This window comes from Pseudomonas sp. 008, assembly GCF_016861935.1.
Lineage (GTDB): Bacteria > Pseudomonadota > Gammaproteobacteria > Pseudomonadales > Pseudomonadaceae > Aquipseudomonas.
The window spans coordinates 1-18,022 of sequence record NZ_BOMA01000017.1; the positions used below are offsets into that span (position 1 = coordinate 1).

18 protein-coding genes are annotated in these 18,022 nt (G+C 60.1%); 8 read left to right on the forward strand and 10 right to left on the reverse strand.

Annotation, left to right across the window (positions count from 1 at the left end):
- Positions 1-1,062, reverse strand: a complete 1,062-nt coding sequence (gene lptG / locus JUI81_RS27445; protein ID WP_018927093.1) for an LPS export ABC transporter permease LptG — start codon at positions 1,060-1,062, stop codon at positions 1-3.
- Entirely contained in the window at positions 1,055-2,173 is a 1,119-nt protein-coding gene (lptF, locus tag JUI81_RS27450; RefSeq protein WP_019581080.1) for an LPS export ABC transporter permease LptF, read from the reverse strand. The genes lptG and lptF overlap by 8 nt, the downstream gene beginning before the upstream one ends.
- Positions 2,174-2,467: 294 nt before the next feature.
- On the opposite strand from lptF, the gene JUI81_RS27455 reads away from it, so the two are divergent.
- The 5 genes from JUI81_RS27455 (at position 2,468) to rlmF (ending at position 9,121) form a co-directional block, all read left to right on the forward strand.
- Positions 2,468-3,958, forward strand: a complete 1,491-nt coding sequence (locus JUI81_RS27455; protein WP_096479580.1) for a leucyl aminopeptidase — start codon at positions 2,468-2,470, stop codon at positions 3,956-3,958.
- 60 nt (positions 3,959-4,018) lie between these two features.
- Positions 4,019-4,447 (forward strand): DNA polymerase III subunit chi, encoded by a 429-nt coding sequence (locus JUI81_RS27460; RefSeq protein WP_018927096.1) that lies wholly within the window; start codon positions 4,019-4,021, stop codon positions 4,445-4,447.
- An 8-nt stretch (positions 4,448-4,455) separates the two neighbouring features.
- Entirely contained in the window at positions 4,456-4,839 is a 384-nt protein-coding gene (locus JUI81_RS27465; protein WP_018927097.1) for a hypothetical protein, read from the forward strand.
- Positions 4,840-5,075: 236 nt separating this feature from the next.
- A complete protein-coding gene (locus JUI81_RS27470; protein ID WP_204125435.1) occupies positions 5,076-7,922 on the forward strand; it encodes a valine--tRNA ligase in 2,847 nt (948 codons plus the stop codon).
- 176 nt (positions 7,923-8,098) lie between these two features.
- Complete coding sequence (gene rlmF / locus JUI81_RS27475; protein WP_204125436.1) at positions 8,099-9,121, forward strand: 23S rRNA (adenine(1618)-N(6))-methyltransferase RlmF; 1,023 nt, start codon at positions 8,099-8,101, stop codon at positions 9,119-9,121.
- Positions 9,122-9,222: 101 nt separating this feature from the next.
- Here rlmF and JUI81_RS27480 read toward each other — a convergent pair whose 3' ends face one another.
- On the reverse strand, positions 9,223-9,504 hold the full coding sequence (locus JUI81_RS27480) for an HU family DNA-binding protein (protein WP_007905514.1): 282 nt from the start codon (positions 9,502-9,504) through the stop codon (positions 9,223-9,225).
- A gap of 397 nt (positions 9,505-9,901) precedes the next feature.
- Here JUI81_RS27480 and yejK point away from each other — a divergent pair, with 397 nt between their 5' ends.
- Both yejK and JUI81_RS27490 read left to right on the forward strand, forming a co-directional pair.
- Positions 9,902-10,906, forward strand: coding sequence for a nucleoid-associated protein YejK (yejK, locus tag JUI81_RS27485; RefSeq protein WP_019581084.1), 1,005 nt, complete (start codon positions 9,902-9,904; stop codon positions 10,904-10,906).
- On the forward strand, positions 10,906-11,256 hold the full coding sequence (locus JUI81_RS27490) for a glutaredoxin family protein (RefSeq protein WP_018927101.1): 351 nt from the start codon (positions 10,906-10,908) through the stop codon (positions 11,254-11,256). The genes yejK and JUI81_RS27490 overlap by 1 nt, the downstream gene beginning before the upstream one ends.
- Before the next feature lie 152 nt (positions 11,257-11,408).
- On the opposite strand, the gene JUI81_RS27495 is transcribed toward JUI81_RS27490, so the two are convergent.
- The 5 genes from JUI81_RS27495 to JUI81_RS27515 form a co-directional block, all read right to left on the reverse strand.
- Positions 11,409-12,344 carry a glutathione S-transferase family protein gene (locus tag JUI81_RS27495; RefSeq protein ID WP_019581086.1) on the reverse strand — a complete coding sequence of 312 codons (936 nt, stop codon included), beginning with the start codon at positions 12,342-12,344 and terminating at the stop codon, positions 11,409-11,411.
- An 88-nt stretch (positions 12,345-12,432) separates the two neighbouring features.
- Positions 12,433-12,753 carry a GIY-YIG nuclease family protein gene (locus JUI81_RS27500; RefSeq protein WP_019581087.1) on the reverse strand — a complete coding sequence of 107 codons (321 nt, stop codon included), beginning with the start codon at positions 12,751-12,753 and terminating at the stop codon, positions 12,433-12,435.
- A 40-nt stretch (positions 12,754-12,793) separates the two neighbouring features.
- On the reverse strand, positions 12,794-13,264 hold the full coding sequence (locus tag JUI81_RS27505; protein WP_204125437.1) for a nuclear transport factor 2 family protein: 471 nt from the start codon (positions 13,262-13,264) through the stop codon (positions 12,794-12,796).
- A gap of 100 nt (positions 13,265-13,364) precedes the next feature.
- Entirely contained in the window at positions 13,365-14,681 is a 1,317-nt protein-coding gene (locus JUI81_RS27510) for a CynX/NimT family MFS transporter (RefSeq protein ID WP_019581089.1), read from the reverse strand.
- Entirely contained in the window at positions 14,671-15,330 is a 660-nt protein-coding gene (locus tag JUI81_RS27515; protein ID WP_019581090.1) for a FadR/GntR family transcriptional regulator, read from the reverse strand. The genes JUI81_RS27510 and JUI81_RS27515 overlap by 11 nt, the downstream gene beginning before the upstream one ends.
- Before the next feature lie 210 nt (positions 15,331-15,540).
- Here JUI81_RS27515 and JUI81_RS27520 point away from each other — a divergent pair, with 210 nt between their 5' ends.
- The gene (locus JUI81_RS27520) at positions 15,541-15,999 is read left to right on the forward strand and encodes a transposase (protein WP_018927107.1); all 459 of its coding nucleotides are present in this window, start codon (positions 15,541-15,543) and stop codon (positions 15,997-15,999) included.
- A 142-nt stretch (positions 16,000-16,141) separates the two neighbouring features.
- Here JUI81_RS27520 and JUI81_RS27525 read toward each other — a convergent pair whose 3' ends face one another.
- Positions 16,142-16,906, reverse strand: a complete 765-nt coding sequence (locus JUI81_RS27525; protein WP_007936266.1) for an amino acid ABC transporter ATP-binding protein — start codon at positions 16,904-16,906, stop codon at positions 16,142-16,144.
- Positions 16,907-16,917: 11 nt separating this feature from the next.
- A complete protein-coding gene (locus JUI81_RS27530) occupies positions 16,918-18,015 on the reverse strand; it encodes an amino acid ABC transporter permease (RefSeq protein ID WP_019581092.1) in 1,098 nt (365 codons plus the stop codon).
- Positions 18,016-18,022 lie beyond the last annotated feature (7 nt).

Below are 18,022 nucleotides of genomic sequence, written 5' to 3' on the forward strand. Positions count from 1 at the left end.
TCAACCGGCCCGGCGCAGCAACCAGACCCCGGCCAGGGCGCAGACACCGGCCGGCACCAGCACCGCAAACAGCGGCGAGAAACCGAACACCAGGCTCGAAGGCCCGAGCAAATCCTGGACGATACGGAAGGTGAAGCCCACCAGTACACCAGTGAAGACCCGCTGACCGAGGGTCACCGAACGCAGCGGACCGAAGATGAAGGAAATCGCCATCAACACCAATGCAGCGGTCACCAGCGGCTGCAATACCTTGACCCAAAACGCCAGCCAGTAACGACCGTTGCTCAGGCCCTGGTCAGCCAGATAGTGGATGTAATTCCACAGACCGCTGATCGACAACGACTCGGGCGCCATCACCACAGTACTCAGCAGCTGCGGGCTCAGGGCGATTTCCCAGCGTTCCACAGGGGCAGTCACCACTTCGGTACTTTTGTCATGGAACAGCGTGGTCGTGACATCGGTCAGTTGCCAGTGATCGGTATCGAATTCCGCACGTTTGGCGAAGCTCGAAGACAGCATGTGGCGTTGATCGTCAAAACGATAACGGGTCACGCCGTACAGCAGACCGTTGGGTTGCACGGAGTTGACGTGAATGAACTCATCACCCTGACGGTGCCACAAACCGTGCTTGGCGCTTTGCGCATCGCCACTGCCCTGGGCCAGCGAACGGTTGGCTTGAGCGGTGATTTCCGTGGCCGGCGCGACGTACTCGCCAATCACCAGCCCTACCACCATCAGGATCAGCATCGGCTTCATCACGGCCCAGACGATCCGACCGATGGACACACCGGCGGCACGCATGATGGTCAGCTCGCTGTGACTGGCCAGACTGCCGAGACCAATCAGGCAACCGATCAGCGCCGCCATCGGTAACATGTCGTACAGGCGGCGCGGCGCGGTCAGCAACACGTAACTCAGGACATCCATCAGCGTGTAGGTATCGCTGACTTCGCTCATCTCATCGATGAAGGCGAACAGCGTTGCCAAGCCCAGAATGATCCCCAGCACCGCCAGGATCGCGATGAACACGCTGCTACCGATGTAGCGATCGAGCTTATCCACGGGCCACCTCCAGCGCGCTGCGGCGACTCGCCATCTTCAAGCTCAGCGACTCCCAGTACAGCAAGCCCAGACCGATCACCAGGAAAACCGCATGCACCCACCACAAGCCCAATGCGGCCGGGATTTTGCCCTTTTCAAGGGCGCCGCGAGCGGCAATCAGGATGGTCAGGTAAGCCATATAAAGAAGAATCGCCGGCAGCAGCTTGAGGAAACGGCCCTGGCGCGGGTTGACCCGCGACAGCGGCACCGCCATCAGGGTCACGATGAAGACCAGCAACGGCAGGGACAGGCGCCATTGCAGTTCGGTACGCGAACGGATGTCGTCGCTGGCCAGCAAGGAACTGGTGGTCATCGCATCACGGTCGGTCACTTCGTCGCTGACGTCCGGTTTTGGCAGTAATACGCCGTATTCGTCGTACTTGATGGCGCGGTAGTCGGCCAGACCCGGATTACCGTCGTAGCGGTAGCCGTTGTCGAGAATCAGGTAACGGTTGCCATCGGGCCTGATTTCCTGACGGCCCTTCTCGGCTACCAGCACGGAAATCCCCCGATCCTTGTTGTCGGAACTGACATTCTTTTGCGAGATGAACACGCCGCCCAGATTGATGCGGTCATCCGACAGTTGCTCGGTGTAGGTCACCCGAGTGCCGTCGCGCAAGGCCTGGAAGCGACCCGGCTCGAGGGTGTCGAACTCGGTCAGTGCATCCTGTTTGTTCAGCAGCAGCTGGAACTGGTTGGCACCTTGTGGCGCCAGGCTCAGGCTCAGCCACGCCACGACCAGGGCAACCAGGGTCGCCGGAAAAAGAGTCATGGCAAACAGACGCTGCTGGCTCATGCCAGTGGCAGACAACACGGTCATTTCGCTTTCAAGGTACAGACGACCGTAGGCCAGCAGGATCCCGAGAAACAGCCCCAAAGGTAGAATCAGCTGCAGGAAACCCGGCAGACGAAAGCCCATGATCAGGAACAGCGAGCCCGGGTCCAGGAGCCCAGAGGCCGCCTGGGCGAGGTATTTGATGAAGCGTCCGCTCATGATGATGACCAGCAGCACGGCGCTGACGGCGCTCAAGGTCAACAGGACTTCGCGGGATAGATAACGGAAGACAATCAAACCAGACACTCCAGGGTTGTCAGGCTAAGCGGCCAAACAAGCAAACATATCAGCCGGCCCGCAGGGCAGAGCCGCCGAAAAAGATGCGCATTATCCTGTGATTGAGTGCGCCTGTCACTGCGCATGCTCAAGCAGGCACCTGAACCGCTTAAGTTCGCATAACCGAGGGTTGTCAGGCGCAGGCAGCGAGGTTCAAACTGCGGCCTTTGTCGCTGGCAACACACCGGCGCCTTTCTACTTATAAGCAAGCCTCTGCGCGTCGCGCAGTTTGACCATTAATTCAGGGACCCGGACATGGAACTGGTTGTAAAAAGCGTTAGCCCGGAAACGTTGAAGACCGCCACCCTGGTGGTCTCCGTCCGCGAAGGCCGCAAGCTCGGCACCGTTGCCAAGCAGCTCGACGAACTGAGCGGCGGCGCTATCAGCGCAGTGCTCAAGCGCGGCGACCTGGCCGGCAAAGTCGGCCAAAGCCTGTTGCTGCACAGCCTGCCCAACCTCAAGGCCGAACGCGTGCTGCTGGTGGGCGTGGGCAAGGATGAAGAACTGGGCGATCGCCCGTTCCGCAAAATCATCGCCGGCATCCTCAATACCCTGAAAGGCCTGGGCGGCAGCGATGCAGTGCTGGCCCTGGACGAAGTGGTGGTCAAGGGCCGTGACAGCTATGGCAAGACCCGCCTGCTGGCCGAAACCCTGGTGGACGGCGAGTACACCTTCGAACAGTTCAAGAGCCAGAAAGCCGACCCGCGCGCCCTGAAGAAAGTCACTCTGGTGACCATCAAGGCGGCACAGGCTGAAGTCGAACGCGCCGTGGCCCACGCCACCGCAATCGCCAACGGCATGGCCTTCACCCGTGACCTGGGCAACCTGCCGCCGAACATCTGCCACCCGACGTTCCTTGGCGAACAAGCCAAGAACCTGGGCAAAGAGTTCAAAAGCTTGAAAGTCGAAGTCCTTGATGAGAAGAAGATCAAGGACCTGGGCATGGGTTCGTTCTACGCCGTCGGCCAGGGCAGCGCCCAGCCACCGCGCCTGATCGTCATGCAATACAACGGCGGCAAGAAATCCGAGAAGCCGTACGCCCTCGTCGGCAAAGGCATCACCTTCGACACCGGCGGCATCAGCCTCAAGCCGGGCGCCGGCATGGATGAGATGAAGTACGACATGGGCGGCGCCGCCAGCGTGTTCGGCACCCTGCGTGCCGTGCTTGAGCTGAAACTGCCGATCAACCTGGTGTGCATCCTGGCCTGCGCCGAGAACATGCCGAGCGGCAACGCTTCGCGTCCGGGCGACATCGTTACCACCATGAGCGGCCAGACAGTTGAAATCCTCAATACCGACGCCGAAGGCCGTCTGGTGCTGTGCGATGCCCTGACCTACTCCGAACGCTTCAAGCCGCAAGCGGTGATCGACATCGCCACCCTGACCGGTGCTTGTGTCGTCGCACTGGGCGCCCACACCTCGGGCCTGCTGGGCAACAACGACGAGCTGATCGGCCAACTGCTGAGCGCCGGCCAATCCGCCGACGACCGCGCCTGGCAACTGCCGCTGTTCGATGAGTATCAAGAGCAGCTGGACAGCCCGTTCGCCGACATCGCCAACATCGGCGGCCCGAAAGCCGGCACCATCACCGCCGCTTGCTTCCTGTCACGCTTCACCAAGAACCTGAACTGGGCGCACCTGGACATCGCCGGCACGGCCTGGACCAGCGGCGGCAAGGACAAGGGCGCCACTGGCCGTCCGGTTCCCCTGCTGACCCAATACCTGCTGGACCGCGCCAAAGCCTGAAACCAATGACCTCGAACGGCGTCACTTTCGAGTGACGCCGTTCGTGGCTCAGGAACCGCAATGACCAAAGTCGACTTCTATATCCTGCCCAGCGCCGATCCTTCGGCGCGGCTGGATTTCGCCTGCAAGCTCACCGAAAAAGCCTGGCGCATGGGCCACCGCATTTACCTGCATTGCAGCGATGCCGCCCAGCGTGATGCGCTCGATGCGCGGTTGTGGGCGTTCAAGGGCGAAAGCTTCGTGCCCCACGGTCCTGCCGAAAGCGAGCCGGACGGTTTGATTGTGTTGGGTCTTGGCGATGACTGCGGTCAGCATCAGGATCTGCTGGTCAATCTCGACCTGAAAGTCCCGGCCTTTGCCAGACAGTTCGCCCGCGTGGCGGAAGTGGTGGTGGAAGACCCGGCGATTCGTGCGGCTGCGCGGGAGAGTTTTCGTTTCTACCGCGAACAGGGCTATCCTCTGCAAGATCACCGTTTACAGCGACTCTGAGCATTCCGATGGACACTCCAAAACCACCGCAAAAGTCCGTGCACCTGCTGGAAGACCTTGAGTCGATCCGCCAACTGCTCGGCGATGACAACCTGCAACCGCCGTTGCTGACCGACGCCGTCATTGAAGGCGACCAGGAACAGATTCCCATGCTGTTCGACACCGTCGGCCATGCGCCGCAGGTCGAACCGCCACCACCCGCCCCGGCCGCCCAGCCGGCTCCTGCCGCCAACAAGGGCCCCGATGCCCTGTTGCACCTGGATAGCGAGCTGCGCGCCGCCGCGCAATTGATCATGCAAGACGTGATCGACGACTTCGCCCCGCACATCGAAACCGAAATCAAACGCCGGCTGGATGCGCGGATGGAACGGTTGCTTAGCCAGTACGAGTAACCCTGAGCCGAGCGGGCTTCTGTGGCGAGGGGGTTTACCCCCGCTGGGTCGCGAAGCGGCCCCAATATCTGCCATCGTGGTGCATCTGGCGCACCCACACATCGGTTTTACGACTGCTTCGCAGCCGAACGGGGGTAAACCCCCTCGCCACAGTCCGCCCCTGCTCGCCCTACGCCCCGTGCCCCGCTATACTTCCCGGCTTTTCCTGAATAAATGCCAATAGGGTCCCGCCGCGCATGGATAAGACCTACCAGCCGCACGCCATTGAAACTTCCTGGTACAACACCTGGGAGTCCGAGAACTACTTCGCCCCACAAGGCGAGGGCGAGTCCTACACCATCATGATCCCGCCGCCGAACGTCACCGGCAGCCTGCACATGGGTCACGGCTTTAACAACGCGATCATGGACGCCCTGATCCGTTTCCGCCGTATGCAGGGTCGCAACACCCTGTGGCAGCCAGGCACCGACCACGCCGGCATCGCCACGCAAATGCTGGTGGAGCGTCAACTCGAAGCCCAGGGCCAGAATCGCCACGATCTGGGCCGTGAGAAATTCCTCGAGAAAGTCTGGGAATGGAAGGATCAGTCCGGCGGCAACATCAGCCGTCAGATCCGCCGCCTCGGCTCGTCCGTGGATTGGAGCCGTGAGCGCTTCACCATGGACGACGGCCTCTCGGAAGCGGTGAAAGAAGCCTTCGTGCGTCTGCACGAAGACGGTCTGATCTATCGCGGCAAGCGTCTGGTCAACTGGGACACCAAGCTGCACACGGCGATTTCCGACCTTGAAGTGGAAAACCACGACGAGAAAGGCTTCCTGTGGAACTTGAAGTACCCGCTGGCCGATGGCGCCAAAACCGCTGAAGGCAACGACTACCTGATCGTCGCGACCACGCGTCCGGAAACCATGCTCGGCGACGCCGCCGTGGCCGTTAACCCGAACGATGAACGCTACAAAGCCCTGATCGGCAAATTTGTCGAGCTGCCGCTGGTTGGCCGCCGCATCCCGATCATCGCCGACGATTACTGCGACCCTGAATTCGGCACCGGCTGCGTGAAAATCACCCCGGCCCACGATTTCAACGACTACGAAGTCGGCAAGCGCCACAACCTGCCGTTGCTGAACATCTTCGACAAAAACGCCCATGTGCTGCCTGCGGCCCAGGTGTTCAATCTCGACGGCACACTGAACGAGAGCATCGACGGCAAGATCCCGGCCGAATACGCCGGCCTCGACCGCTTCGAAGCGCGCAAGCAGATCGTGGCAGCGTTCGAAGCCGCCGGCCTGCTGGTCAGCGTCGACGACCACGCCCTGAAAGTGCCTAAAGGCGACCGCTCCGGCACCATCATCGAGCCGTGGCTGACCGACCAGTGGTACGTGTCCACCAAGCCATTGGCCGAGCCGGCCATCGCTGCGGTTGAAGACGGCCGCATTCAGTTCGTGCCAAAGCAGTACGAAAACATGTACTTCTCGTGGATGCGCGATATCCAGGACTGGTGCATCAGCCGTCAGCTGTGGTGGGGCCACCGGATTCCGGCCTGGTACGACGAGTCGGGCAAGGTCTACGTCGGTCGCGACGAAGCCGAAGTGCGTGCCAAGCACAATCTCGGGCCGGACGTTGCGCTGCAACAAGACAACGACGTTCTGGATACCTGGTTCAGTTCGGGCCTGTGGACCTTCTCCACCCTCGGCTGGCCGGAGCAGACCGAATTCCTGAAGAAATTCCACTCCACCGATGTGCTGGTGACCGGTTTCGACATCATTTTCTTCTGGGTTGCCCGGATGATCATGCTCACCATGCACTTGGTGAAAAACGAAGACGGCACGCCGCAGGTTCCGTTCAAGACCGTTTATGTGCATGGCCTGGTACGTGATGGCCAAGGCCAGAAAATGTCCAAGTCCAAGGGCAACGTCCTGGATCCGCTGGACATCATCGACGGCATCGAGCTGGAAGATCTGGTGCAGAAACGCACCTCCGGCATGATGCAGCCGAAACTGGCGAAGAAGATCGAAAAGCAGACCCGCGACGAGTTCGCCGAAGGCATCGCCAGCTATGGCACTGACGCCCTGCGCTTCACCTTCTGCTCGCTGGCGTCCACCGGTCGTGACATCAAGTTCGACATGGGTCGCGTCGAAGGCTATCGCAACTTCTGCAACAAGATCTGGAACGCCGCGCGCTACGTGCTGGACAAGGGCGAAGACTGCGGCCAGAACGGCGAAGCCTATGAGCTCTCGCTGGCGGATCGCTGGATCATCTCGCAGTTGCAACGCACTGAAGCCGAAGTGACCCGTCAGCTCGATCAGTTCCGTTTCGACCTGGCGGCACAAGCCTTGTACGAGTTCATCTGGAACCAGTATTGCGACTGGTACCTGGAACTGTCCAAGCCTGTGCTGTGGGACGAAAACGCGCCGGTCGAGCGTCAGCGCGGCACCCGTCGCACTCTGGTTCGAGTGCTGGAAGTCGCTTTGCGCCTGGCTCACCCGTTCATGCCATTCATCACCGAAGAAATCTGGCAGCGCGTCGCACCGCTCGCCGGTATTCAAGGCAAGACGATCATGCTGCAACCTTGGCCAGTGGCCGTTGAGGCACGCATCGACCAGGCTGCCGAAGACGATATCGAATGGCTCAAGGGTCTGATGCTCGGCACCCGTAACATCCGCGGTGAAATGAACATCGGTCCAGGCAAGCCGCTGAACCTGTTCCTGAAAAACGTCAGCGCCGAAGATCAGCGTCGACTCACCGAGAACGAAGCCTTGCTGAAGAAGCTGGCGCGTCTGGAATCGATCACTGTTCTGAAGGCTGGCGAAGAAGCTCCACTGTCCGCCACCGCACTGGTTGGCGAGATGGAAGTGCTGGTGCCGATGGCCGGCCTGATCGACAAGGACGCCGAACTGGCGCGCCTGGACAAGGAAATCCTGCGTCTGCAGGGCGAAGTTCAGCGCGTCGGCGGCAAGCTGTCCAACGCCGGTTTCGTCGACAAGGCCCCGGCCGAAGTCATCGAGAAGGAACGCGCCAAACTGGCCGAAGCTGAACAGGCTTTGGGCAAATTGGCCGAGCAGCATGCGCGGATTGCCAGTTTGTAACGGCACATCGCAATGAAACAGGGAGGCCCCAGCGGCCTCCCTTTTTTGTGCCCGCCACTTTCTCCCAAATACCAAAAATCCCTACGGGATATACGTAATCTTCGCAATTGAGTGCTCAACGAGCGGATGTGGGACAATACCCGCCACTTTTAGCCATACCCGAATCGACCTCGCCCATGACCGCCCCCAGCACACCCAAACCTGCGCGCAAAAAGCCTAAACCCGCGACCCCGGCCAAAGCCGTGGAGTCACGCGAGAAGGCCAGCCTGCACCCGCGCAATCGCCATCAGGGTCGTTACGACTTCCCGGCGCTGATCAAGACCACGCCGGAACTGGCGAAGTTCGTGATCATCAATCCGTACGGCAAAGAGAGCATCGACTTCGCCAGCCCGGACGCGGTGCGGGTGTTCAACCGGGCGCTGCTCAAAGCGTTCTACGGTATCGCCCATTGGGACATCCCGGCCGATTACCTGTGCCCGCCGGTTCCGGGCCGTGCCGACTACGTGCACTTCCTGGCCGACCTGCTGGCCAGCGTCAACGACGGCGAGATCCCTCGCGGCGCACCGGTCAAGGTGCTCGATATCGGCATGGGCGCCAACTGCGTCTATCCGCTGATCGGCTACAGCGACTACCGTTGGCACTTCCTCGGCTCGGAAATCGATCCGATCGCCGTAGCCTCAGCCAAAGCCATCGTGCAGTCCAACGGGCTGAACAAAGCCATCCAGCTACGCCAGCAAACTAATCCCAAGCACATTCTGTTGGGCTTGCTCGAACCCGGCGAACGCTTTGACCTGACGATGTGCAACCCGCCGTTCCACGCCTCGATGGACGAGGCGACCAAGGGTAGCGTGCGTAAATGGCGCGCGCTGGGCCGCGCCGACCCAAAACGCAAACTGCCGGTGCTGAACTTTGGCGGGCAATCGGCCGAACTATGGTGTGAAGGTGGCGAGGCACGGTTTGTGACGCAACTGATCGCCGAGAGCGCGCACTTTCAACACAAAGTGCTTTGGTTCAGCACCCTGGTCTCGAAAGCCTCGAACCTGCCGGCGATCCAGACGGCGCTGAAAAAGGCCGGCGTATTGGAAAGCCAGGTCGTGGAAATGTCCCAAGGGCAGAAGCAAAGCCGCTTCGTCGCCTGGACCTTCCAGACCAAATCCGAGCAGCAGGTCTGGCGCGAGCGCTGGGCCCGCAAAAGCTGAGTAACAACCGAGACAGCGATTGAGCCTGATTAATCGCTGAATCGCAGACACAAAAAAACCGTGCCCGGATTGCTCCGGAGCACGGTTTTTTTTAACAAGTCTTACTTGTTAACAGCGTCGGTCAGGCCTTTGGCCACAACCAGCTTGATCACTTTCTTGGCAGCGATTTCGATGGCAGCGCCAGTCGAAGGGTTGCGGCCGGTACGGGCAGGACGCTCAGTCACTTTCAGCTTGCCGATACCTGGCAGAGTGATTTCGCCGCCGTTTTCCAGCTGATCGGCAACGATTTGGCCCAGTTGGTCCAGAGCGTTACGCGCGGTGGTTTTTGGCGCGTCGATAGCTTCAGCGATGTCGGCGATCAGTTGGTCTTTAGTAAGAGCCATTGTAGTGTTCCTTCCCTATCAAATTCATATGGATTGCAGAGTGCAGTGTCAGCCATCGAGCCCGATCTTCTGGATCTGGCACCCTCGGCCATAACCACGACGAGTCGGGGTTATAGATACCGAAATCAGGGTTTGGTTCGACCTGACAAATGCTGAATGCACGCTTAACGCAGTGACTTCGCGTAAGACCGGGCAAAACTAGCACAGAGACGGGGAAATATCCGCCTCTAGCTACCCATTTGGTCAGCTTTATTGCTCTAAATCGGGAAAAAATCACATTAGGGTCGCCGGAGAGCTTCGAATTGCCCTTCGGACCACGCCAAAACCAGTGGTTGCGGTACACTGGGCGCTTTTTCGGGGGAGCACGCCCTCCTCTCTCCAATCAGCCGAGAAGCCCATGCCGATCCGTCATTGCATCGTCCACCTGATCGACAAAAAACCCGACGGCACACCCGCAGTTCTTCACGCCCGCGACTCTGAACTGGCTGAGTCCGCGGCCATCGAGAACATGCTCGCCGACTTGAACGAAAGCTATAACGCCAAACAGGGCAAAGCCTGGGGGCTGTTCCATCCGGAGTCCGGTGCGTTTCCATTCAGCGGCTGGCTGAAGGAATACCTCGACGGTGGTCGTGATTTCACGGCCTTCAGCCGGGTGGCGGTCGAGCATCTGCAAAAGCTGATGGAAGAATCCAACCTCTCGGTCGGTGGCCATGTGCTGTTCGCGCATTACCAGCAAGGCATGACCGATTACCTGGCCATCGCCCTGCTGCACCACAGCGAAGGCGTGGCGGTGACCGATCAGCTGGACGTGACCCCTTCGCGACATCTGGACCTTGGCCAGTTGCACCTTGCAGCGCGGATCAACGTTTCCGAATGGCAGAACAACAAGCAGTCCAAGCAGTACATTTCGTTCATCAAGGGCAAGAACGGCAAGAAAGTTTCGGAGTATTTCCGCGATTTCATCGGTTGCCAGGAAGGCGTCGACGGCCCCGGTGAAACCCGCACTTTGCTCAAGGCATTCAGTGACTTCGTCGAAAGCGAAGACCTGCCGGAAGAGTCCGCGCGCGAGAAGACCAAGACCCTGGTGGATTACGCCAGCAGCCAGGCCAAAATGGGCGAGCCCATGGGCCTGGAAGAATTGTCCGGACTGATCGACGAAGATCGCCCGAAAGCCTTCTACGATCACATCCGCAACAAGGACTACGGCCTGTCCCCGGAGATCCCGGCGGACAAGCGTACCCTGAACCAGTTCCGCCGCTTCACCGGTCGCGCCGAAGGCTTGTCGATCAGCTTCGAAGCGCACCTGTTGGGCTCGAAGATCGAATACGACGAAGAAGCCGGCACGCTGATCATCAAGGGCCTGCCGACCCAACTGACCGACCAGCTCAAGCGACGCAACTGATGCTCGGTGGCGTGTTGAAAAAATTCCTGCTGATCCTGCTGGTGGTAGTGGTCTACCAGAACTGGGGCAAGATCGAGCGGGTACTTCACCCCTCGCAGGTGGTGTCCGAGCAGACCCAGGCCAAGGCCAACGTCGTGCTCTACGCCACTGACTGGTGCGGTTACTGCAAGCTGACCCGGCGCTTCCTCGATCAGAAAGGTATTCCGTACAAGGAATTCGATATCGAGAAGGATGCCGTGGCGCGCAAAGCCTATGAGGCACTGGGGGGACGCGGGATTCCGATCATCGATGTGAATGGAACGTTGATTCGCGGGTATGACCCGGATCAGGTGCTTGCTGCATTGAAATAACCATCAGCTTCAAACAATCCTGTGGCGAGGGGGCTTGCCCCCGTTCGGCTGCGCAGCAGTCGCAATTTCCCGTGGATACGGTTTTCTCATCGAAATGCTGGGGCCGCTTCGCGACCCAACGGGGGCAAGCCCCCTCGCCACAGGTGCGTGCGTCAGCAAGCCTCTATGCGAAACCCGAACCGCGGAAAGTGCACATGCACCACACCGGCCCGCTCGTCTTCACGGCGCAGAATCAACTCTTCGCTGCCGGCAAACATCAGCTCCCCCGCCACCGGATCAACCCCGTAATCAGTCGCGGCGATTACCACCCGCTGGCCAACCTCGAACCCGTTCGGCTCATCGAACTGCTCATCCGGCAACGCAGCCGGTGTGGCATGGCGGGCAATCTCTAGCGCTTGCTCGGCCGTCATCTCACTGAACGCGCCATGACCAAACCCCATCACGCGGCCAAACCACGCCGACACGGCCGGATAAGCATCCACCAACGGTGAAGTCACGTGCGTCGCCTTGAGGAACCACAGCGAGTGAGCCAGGGCAAAGTCGGCAATCGATGGTTCGCCGAACAGGAAGTCCCCCTGCTCGCGTTGAAGCTGCTGCTCCAGGCGCGCCATGATCGTTGGCCACTGATGCTTTGCCTGCTCGGCCGACAACCGAGTGGAACTGCCACCGCTGAACAAGCCGGCACGATCGGCCAGAAATGCCTTGATCGCTTCCGGCGATAATTTGCCGAAGCGCACCGCTACCGATTCTGGCTGGAACACCAGGCTGACTGCATGCTGGAACACCACCGAATCGGCCCACGCCGCAAAGGTCGCCGTGACCATTTCCTGGCCTTCCGGGAAAAACGCCGGTGAAGCTTTTTCCTGCTCCAGACGACGAGCGATCAACGCGGTGTCGCAATAGACATCAGCACCGATCTGCAACACCGGCGTCTTGCGGTAGCCGCCGGTCAGGGCCGTCAGGTCGGGTTTTGGCATCACCGGCGAGATCATCACAGAGCGCCAGGACAACCCCTTGAAGCCCAGCAGCAAGCGGGCCTTTTCGGCAAAAGGGGACGTCGGGTAATGATGCAGAATCAACTCGGACATGCTCGGCTCCGCCGCTCGGATAAGGAGCCCGCAGCTTAACGCGCAATCGGCAGGCAGCCTACCCATCTGCCTGATGGGCACTTATCAGTCAGATTGATAAGCCCGCGGCCGCACTCGCCACCAGACATTCCTTGGCGCTTTTCTTGAGTTTCTTGATCAAACGCTCCTGGCGCAGCGCTTCGCTTTTATCGCGGCAGCGCTCGGTATAAACCAGCGCCACGGCCGGGCTCGACAGGAAGAAGCGCGCGCCCTTGCCACTCTGATGGGTGGCGAAGCGACGCACGGGATCGTCGCTGATCCCGCAGTAGAGCGAACCATTGGCCGCGCGAACGAGGTAGACGAACCAGGGTTTGCTGACAGACAGCGACGGTTCGGCGGCAATGACGGAAGATTCGCTCGAGGTGCTCACGTGACGATCAAGGCTTGAAAGAAAACAAGCTGCGATCTTATCAGCGACTGGCCTGGAATGCCTTCAACCCCTTCAAGGCCTGAGCACGCACGGCGTTACCTACCAGCGGGGTCCAGCCTAACAACAGCCCTTTGAAACCCAGTGCCTGACGCGACCAGCGCCACAGATCAAAACTGTCGTGGTGCTCGCAGATCTTGCCGTCGCGGAACACGAATCGCGCCTGAATGTCATTGACCACGATATTGCCGGTCTGGCTGAACAGGTACGTCGCCACCCAATGGGCGCCGCCAGTGCGCTCATCGCTGCGCACGTTATCGAAGGTCAGGGAGAAGTCCTTGGCGCGGGTGGTGAGCATGCGCCACATATCGCCGGCATCGCGCCCGCGCAGTTCGCCGAACGCCGGATCACTGAACACCACGTCGTCGGTGTAGCAGGCGCTCATGGCCTCGGCATCCAGCCGCTGGAAGGCTTGATAGAACCGGGTGATCAAGGCGTTGTGGGCATCACTCATGGGCAGGCTCCGGAAAATAGGCAGATTGCCAGCACGATAATCTGCAAACAGACGAAACACCATCAGCATTCGCCCCCCGAATACCGACAGTGTGCGCGAATCAGATCTTTTCGCTTTCGACCTGCACGTACAACGAACGCCCGGCACCGAGGCCGGCGATGATCGCGCCGAGGCCGATGACACCGAAGATCCAGCCCAGCGCGGTCCAGCCGCCAGTCCAGTCATGCACCACACCGACCGCGAACGGGCCCATGGAGGCCAGGGTGTAGCCGAAGCCCTGTGCCATGCTCGACAGATTGGCGGCGACATGAGCATCCCGCGAGCGCAGCACGATCAGGGTCAATGCCAGGCTGAACGTAGCGCCCTGCCCCAGTCCCAGCAGGATTGCCCAGCCCCACAGGCCGTCGATCGGCGCATAAAGGCAACCGAACAAGCCGCCGAGGGTCATTGCCATGACGATTACGATGGCCAGCCGCTGATCCTTGCCACGGGTCGCCAGCCACGGTGCGGCCAGCGAGCTGATCAACTGGACGATCACCGAACCCGACAGCACCAGACCGGCCTGGGTTGGCGTCAGACCGCGACCGATCAGAATCGACGGCAGCCAACCGAATACGATGTAGGCCAGAGACGATTGCAGGCCCATGTACAAGGTCACTTGCCAGGCCAGCGGATCGCGCAACAGGCCTCGGACCCGATAGGCAACGTTATGTGCGCCGTGTTTCTGACCGACTTGCGGCAGCCAGAACATGGCTGCGACCAAGGCAGGAACCACCCAGAAGCCGAGGCCCAGCGCCCAACTCTTGTCGAAATGTTCGCTCAACGGTACGGTCGCGCCGGCCGCCATGGCCGCGCCCAGGCACAACGCCATGGTGTAGACGCCGGTCATGGTGCCGGCCTGTTTCGGGAAGTCGCGCTTGACGATACCGGGCAGCAGCACGCCGATCACCCCGATGCTGGCGCCGGCCAGCACGCTGCCGGCGAACAGGCCGACCTCGCCGAACGAGCTGCGCAAAATGATCCCGCCGGCCAGCATCAGGAGAATCCCCAACACCACCCGCTCGGCACCAAAACGTCGCGCAAGCACCGGCGCCAACGGCGCGAACAGACCGAGGCAAAGCACCGGCAAGGTGGTCAGCAAACCGGCCTGGGCAGCCGATAGCCCCAGTGTTTTCGAGACCTCGCTGAGCATCGGCGCCATGCTCGACAGCGCCGGACGCAAGTTCAGCGCCACCAGAATCAGCCCCAGCAGCAACAGCCACGGGCGCCGCAAGAGCGGGTGACTTCGCTGAACCTCTGCATCATCGGCCTCGGCGTCGATCAACAGCTCTTCGAGCTCCGCCGTCCGCTTGAGCTCGGTGATGCGGCTGTGGCTCGCCTGCTGACTGGACATCGGATTCTCGGTTTCAAGGTTCATTGATCAATCGCCTCATCAGGGCTTTGGCCCGTTCCGGGTCGCGTTGTTCGACGGCATCGAGCAGCTCGATATGCAGGTCGAACACCGCTTGGCGTCGGGGGGTGACGTTCAAGGTTTGACGCAACTGCGCGCCCACGACGCTGGAGAAGTAGCGATACAGCTCGCTGAGGGTCGGGTTGTGCGCCGCGTCCACCAGACGACGGTGAAACACCAGGTCACAGGCGATGTAGGTGTCGAGATCGCCGTGGTAGTGACTGCCGCTGACGCCCAGCGCCTCGCGCAACGCCACCAGGTCTTCATCGGTGCGGCGTAATGCAGCCAGACCGATGGCTTCGACTTCCAGAATGTGCCGGGTTTCCCGAGCCTGTTCCTGAGAGCAGCGGGACAGCGCCTTCATCGTATCCAAAGGATCGACTACCGCCCGCACGTAGCTGCCGTCGCCCTGGCGGATCTCGATCAACCCGGAAAACGCCAACACGCGCATGGCTTCGCGCACGGTGTTGCGGCTGATGCCCAGCTCAGTCGCCAATTCCGGCTCGGTGGGCAAGCGCTGGCCGACCGTCCAGACACCTTGATTAATGCGCAGGCGCAGCTGGTCCAGGGCCTGATCGACCAAGGACCGTTTAATTAATGGAGAAATATCTGACATAGAATTCGCCCTTTCATCCAATCATAGGATGAATTTTCTGACATGTTAGTCAGCTTCGTCCGACAAGGCAACGGGCTCACGCAAACCCTGTAGGAGCCGGCTTGCTGGCGATGGCGATCGTACCGACACATTCAGAACTGAACTTTGGCAATGCCCCTCACTATTGCGTACTAGCCTTCTGTTTCTCTCAAAACACAGGAGGGCAATGGAATGCCCGATCTTCCCCATGCCAATCGCTTACGCGCCGGACGTTATTCCCAAACCGGCCAAATCTACCTGCTGACAGCTGTCACCTGGAATCGCACCCCGTTTTTTACTGACTGGCGGGCAGGACGTCTGGTGGTAGACCACTTTCGTCAGGCGCAGACAGAAGAATGGGTCGATTCCCTCGCCTGGGTGGTGATGCCCGACCATTTTCATTGGCTGGTCGAACTGAAGAACAACTCGTTGTCGGCGTTGGTGCTGGCAACCAAATCGCGCAGCGCGCGGGCGGTAAACGCGCGACTGGAGCGCAGAGGGATGGTATGGCAGAGAGGTTTCCATGATCGCGCGATTCGCCGTGAAGCGGATCTGCAAGCGGTCGCCCGATACATCGTTGCCAATCCATTGCGTGCGGGGCTTGTCACACGTGTGCACGATTACCCATTGTGGGATGCCAAATGGCTATAGCCGGGATACTCGGTGGCGTCTGGTATGCCGCCATCGCCAGCAAGCCGGCTCCTACAGGGTTCGCGGTCAGCAGGTGGAGCGTTTCATTGGAGCAAAAAAAACCCGGAACAGAGTCCGGGTTTATTTCACTGCCAAGCGTCTATCAATGCAGGATCTGGCTCAGGAACAACTTCGTCCGCTCGTTCTGCGGGTTGTCGAAGAAGTCGTTCGGCGCGGCCTGTTCGACGATTTCACCCTTGTCCATGAAGATCACGCGGTTGGCCACGGTACGGGCGAAGCCCATTTCGTGGGTCACGCAGAGCATGGTCATGCCGTCTTCGGCCAGGCCGATCATGGTGTCCAGAACCTCTTTCACCATCTCCGGGTCAAGTGCCGACGTCGGTTCGTCGAACAGCATGATTTTCGGTTTCATGCACAGGGCACGGGCAATCGCCACACGCTGTTGCTGACCACCGGACAGTTGCCCCGGGTATTTATGCGCCTGCTCTGGAATGCGTACGCGCTCCAGGTAATGCATGGCGATTTCTTCGGCCTTGCGCTTGGGCATCTTGCGTACCCACATCGGCGCCAGGGTGCAGTTCTGCAGAATGGTCAGGTGCGGGAACAGGTTGAAGTGCTGGAACACCATGCCGACTTCACGGCGGATCGCTTCGATCTGCTTGAGGTCGTTGGTCAGTTCCACGCCATCGACCACGATACGGCCCTGCTGGTGTTCTTCCAGGCGATTGAGGCAACGGATGGTGGTGGATTTGCCGGAACCCGACGGGCCGCACAGCACGATACGCTCGCCCTGCTTGACGTTCAGGTTGATGTCTTTCAACACGTGGAACTGGCCGTACCACTTGTTTACGCCCTGCATCTGAATAATGCCTTGAGGACTCACAGGCTGTTTGATCGCTTCACTCATAAACTACGCTCCTAACGCTTGTGGCCAGTGTCCAGCTTGCGTTCCAAATGCATGGAATAGCGGGACATACCAAAACAGAAAATCCAGAACACCAGGGCCGCGAACACATAGCCTTCTGTGGCCATGCCCAGCCATTTCGGGTCGGCGGCGGCTTGCTTGACGCTGTTGAGCAAGTCGAACAGGCCGATGATGATCACCAGGCTCGTGTCCTTGAACAGCGCAATGAAGGTGTTGACGATGCCAGGGATTACCAGCTTCAGGGCTTGCGGCAAAATCACCAGGCCCATGCTGCGCCAGTAACCGAGGCCCATCGCCGCAGCCGCTTCGTACTGACCTTTAGGGATCGCTTGCAGACCGCCACGCACCACCTCGGCGATGTAGGCCGACTGGAACAGGATCACGCCGATCAGCGCCCGCAGCAATTTGTCGAAGTTCATGCCTTCGGGCAGGAACAACGGCAACATCACCGACGACATGAACAGCACCGTGATCAACGGCACACCGCGCCAGAACTCGATGAAGGTCACGCAGACCACGCGAATCGCCGGCAGGTTCGAACGACGGCCCAGGGCAAGCACGATACCCAGCGGCAGTGCGCCGACGATACCGACGGTAGCGATCACCAGGGTCAGCATCAGGCCGCCCCACTGGCTGGTCGCCACCTGGCTCAGACCGAATACGCCACCGTGCAGCAGGAGGTAGGCAATGATCGGATAGAGCACCAGAAAGCTCAGGCCGTAGATTGCCTTGTGCGGAACACGTGCGATGAACAACGGCGCTACGCCAATCACCGCCAGCCACACGGTCAGGTCCACGCGCCAGCGCAAGTCCATCGGGTAGTAGCCATACATGAACTGGCCAAAGCGCTGCTCAATGAACACCCAGCAGGCGCCGGCCTTGGTGCAGTCGGCACGGGTGGTGCCGACCCAATTGGCATCGAGGATCGCCCAGCTCACGAGAGGCGGAACTATCAGGTAAATCAGATAGAACGCGAACAGTGTCAGCAGGGTGTTGATCCAGCTGGAAAACATGTGCGCCCGCATCCACGCCACGACACCGATGCTACTGCTCGGTGGAGGCATGTCGGGTTTGAAAGTATGAGTCGTCATGCGCTCT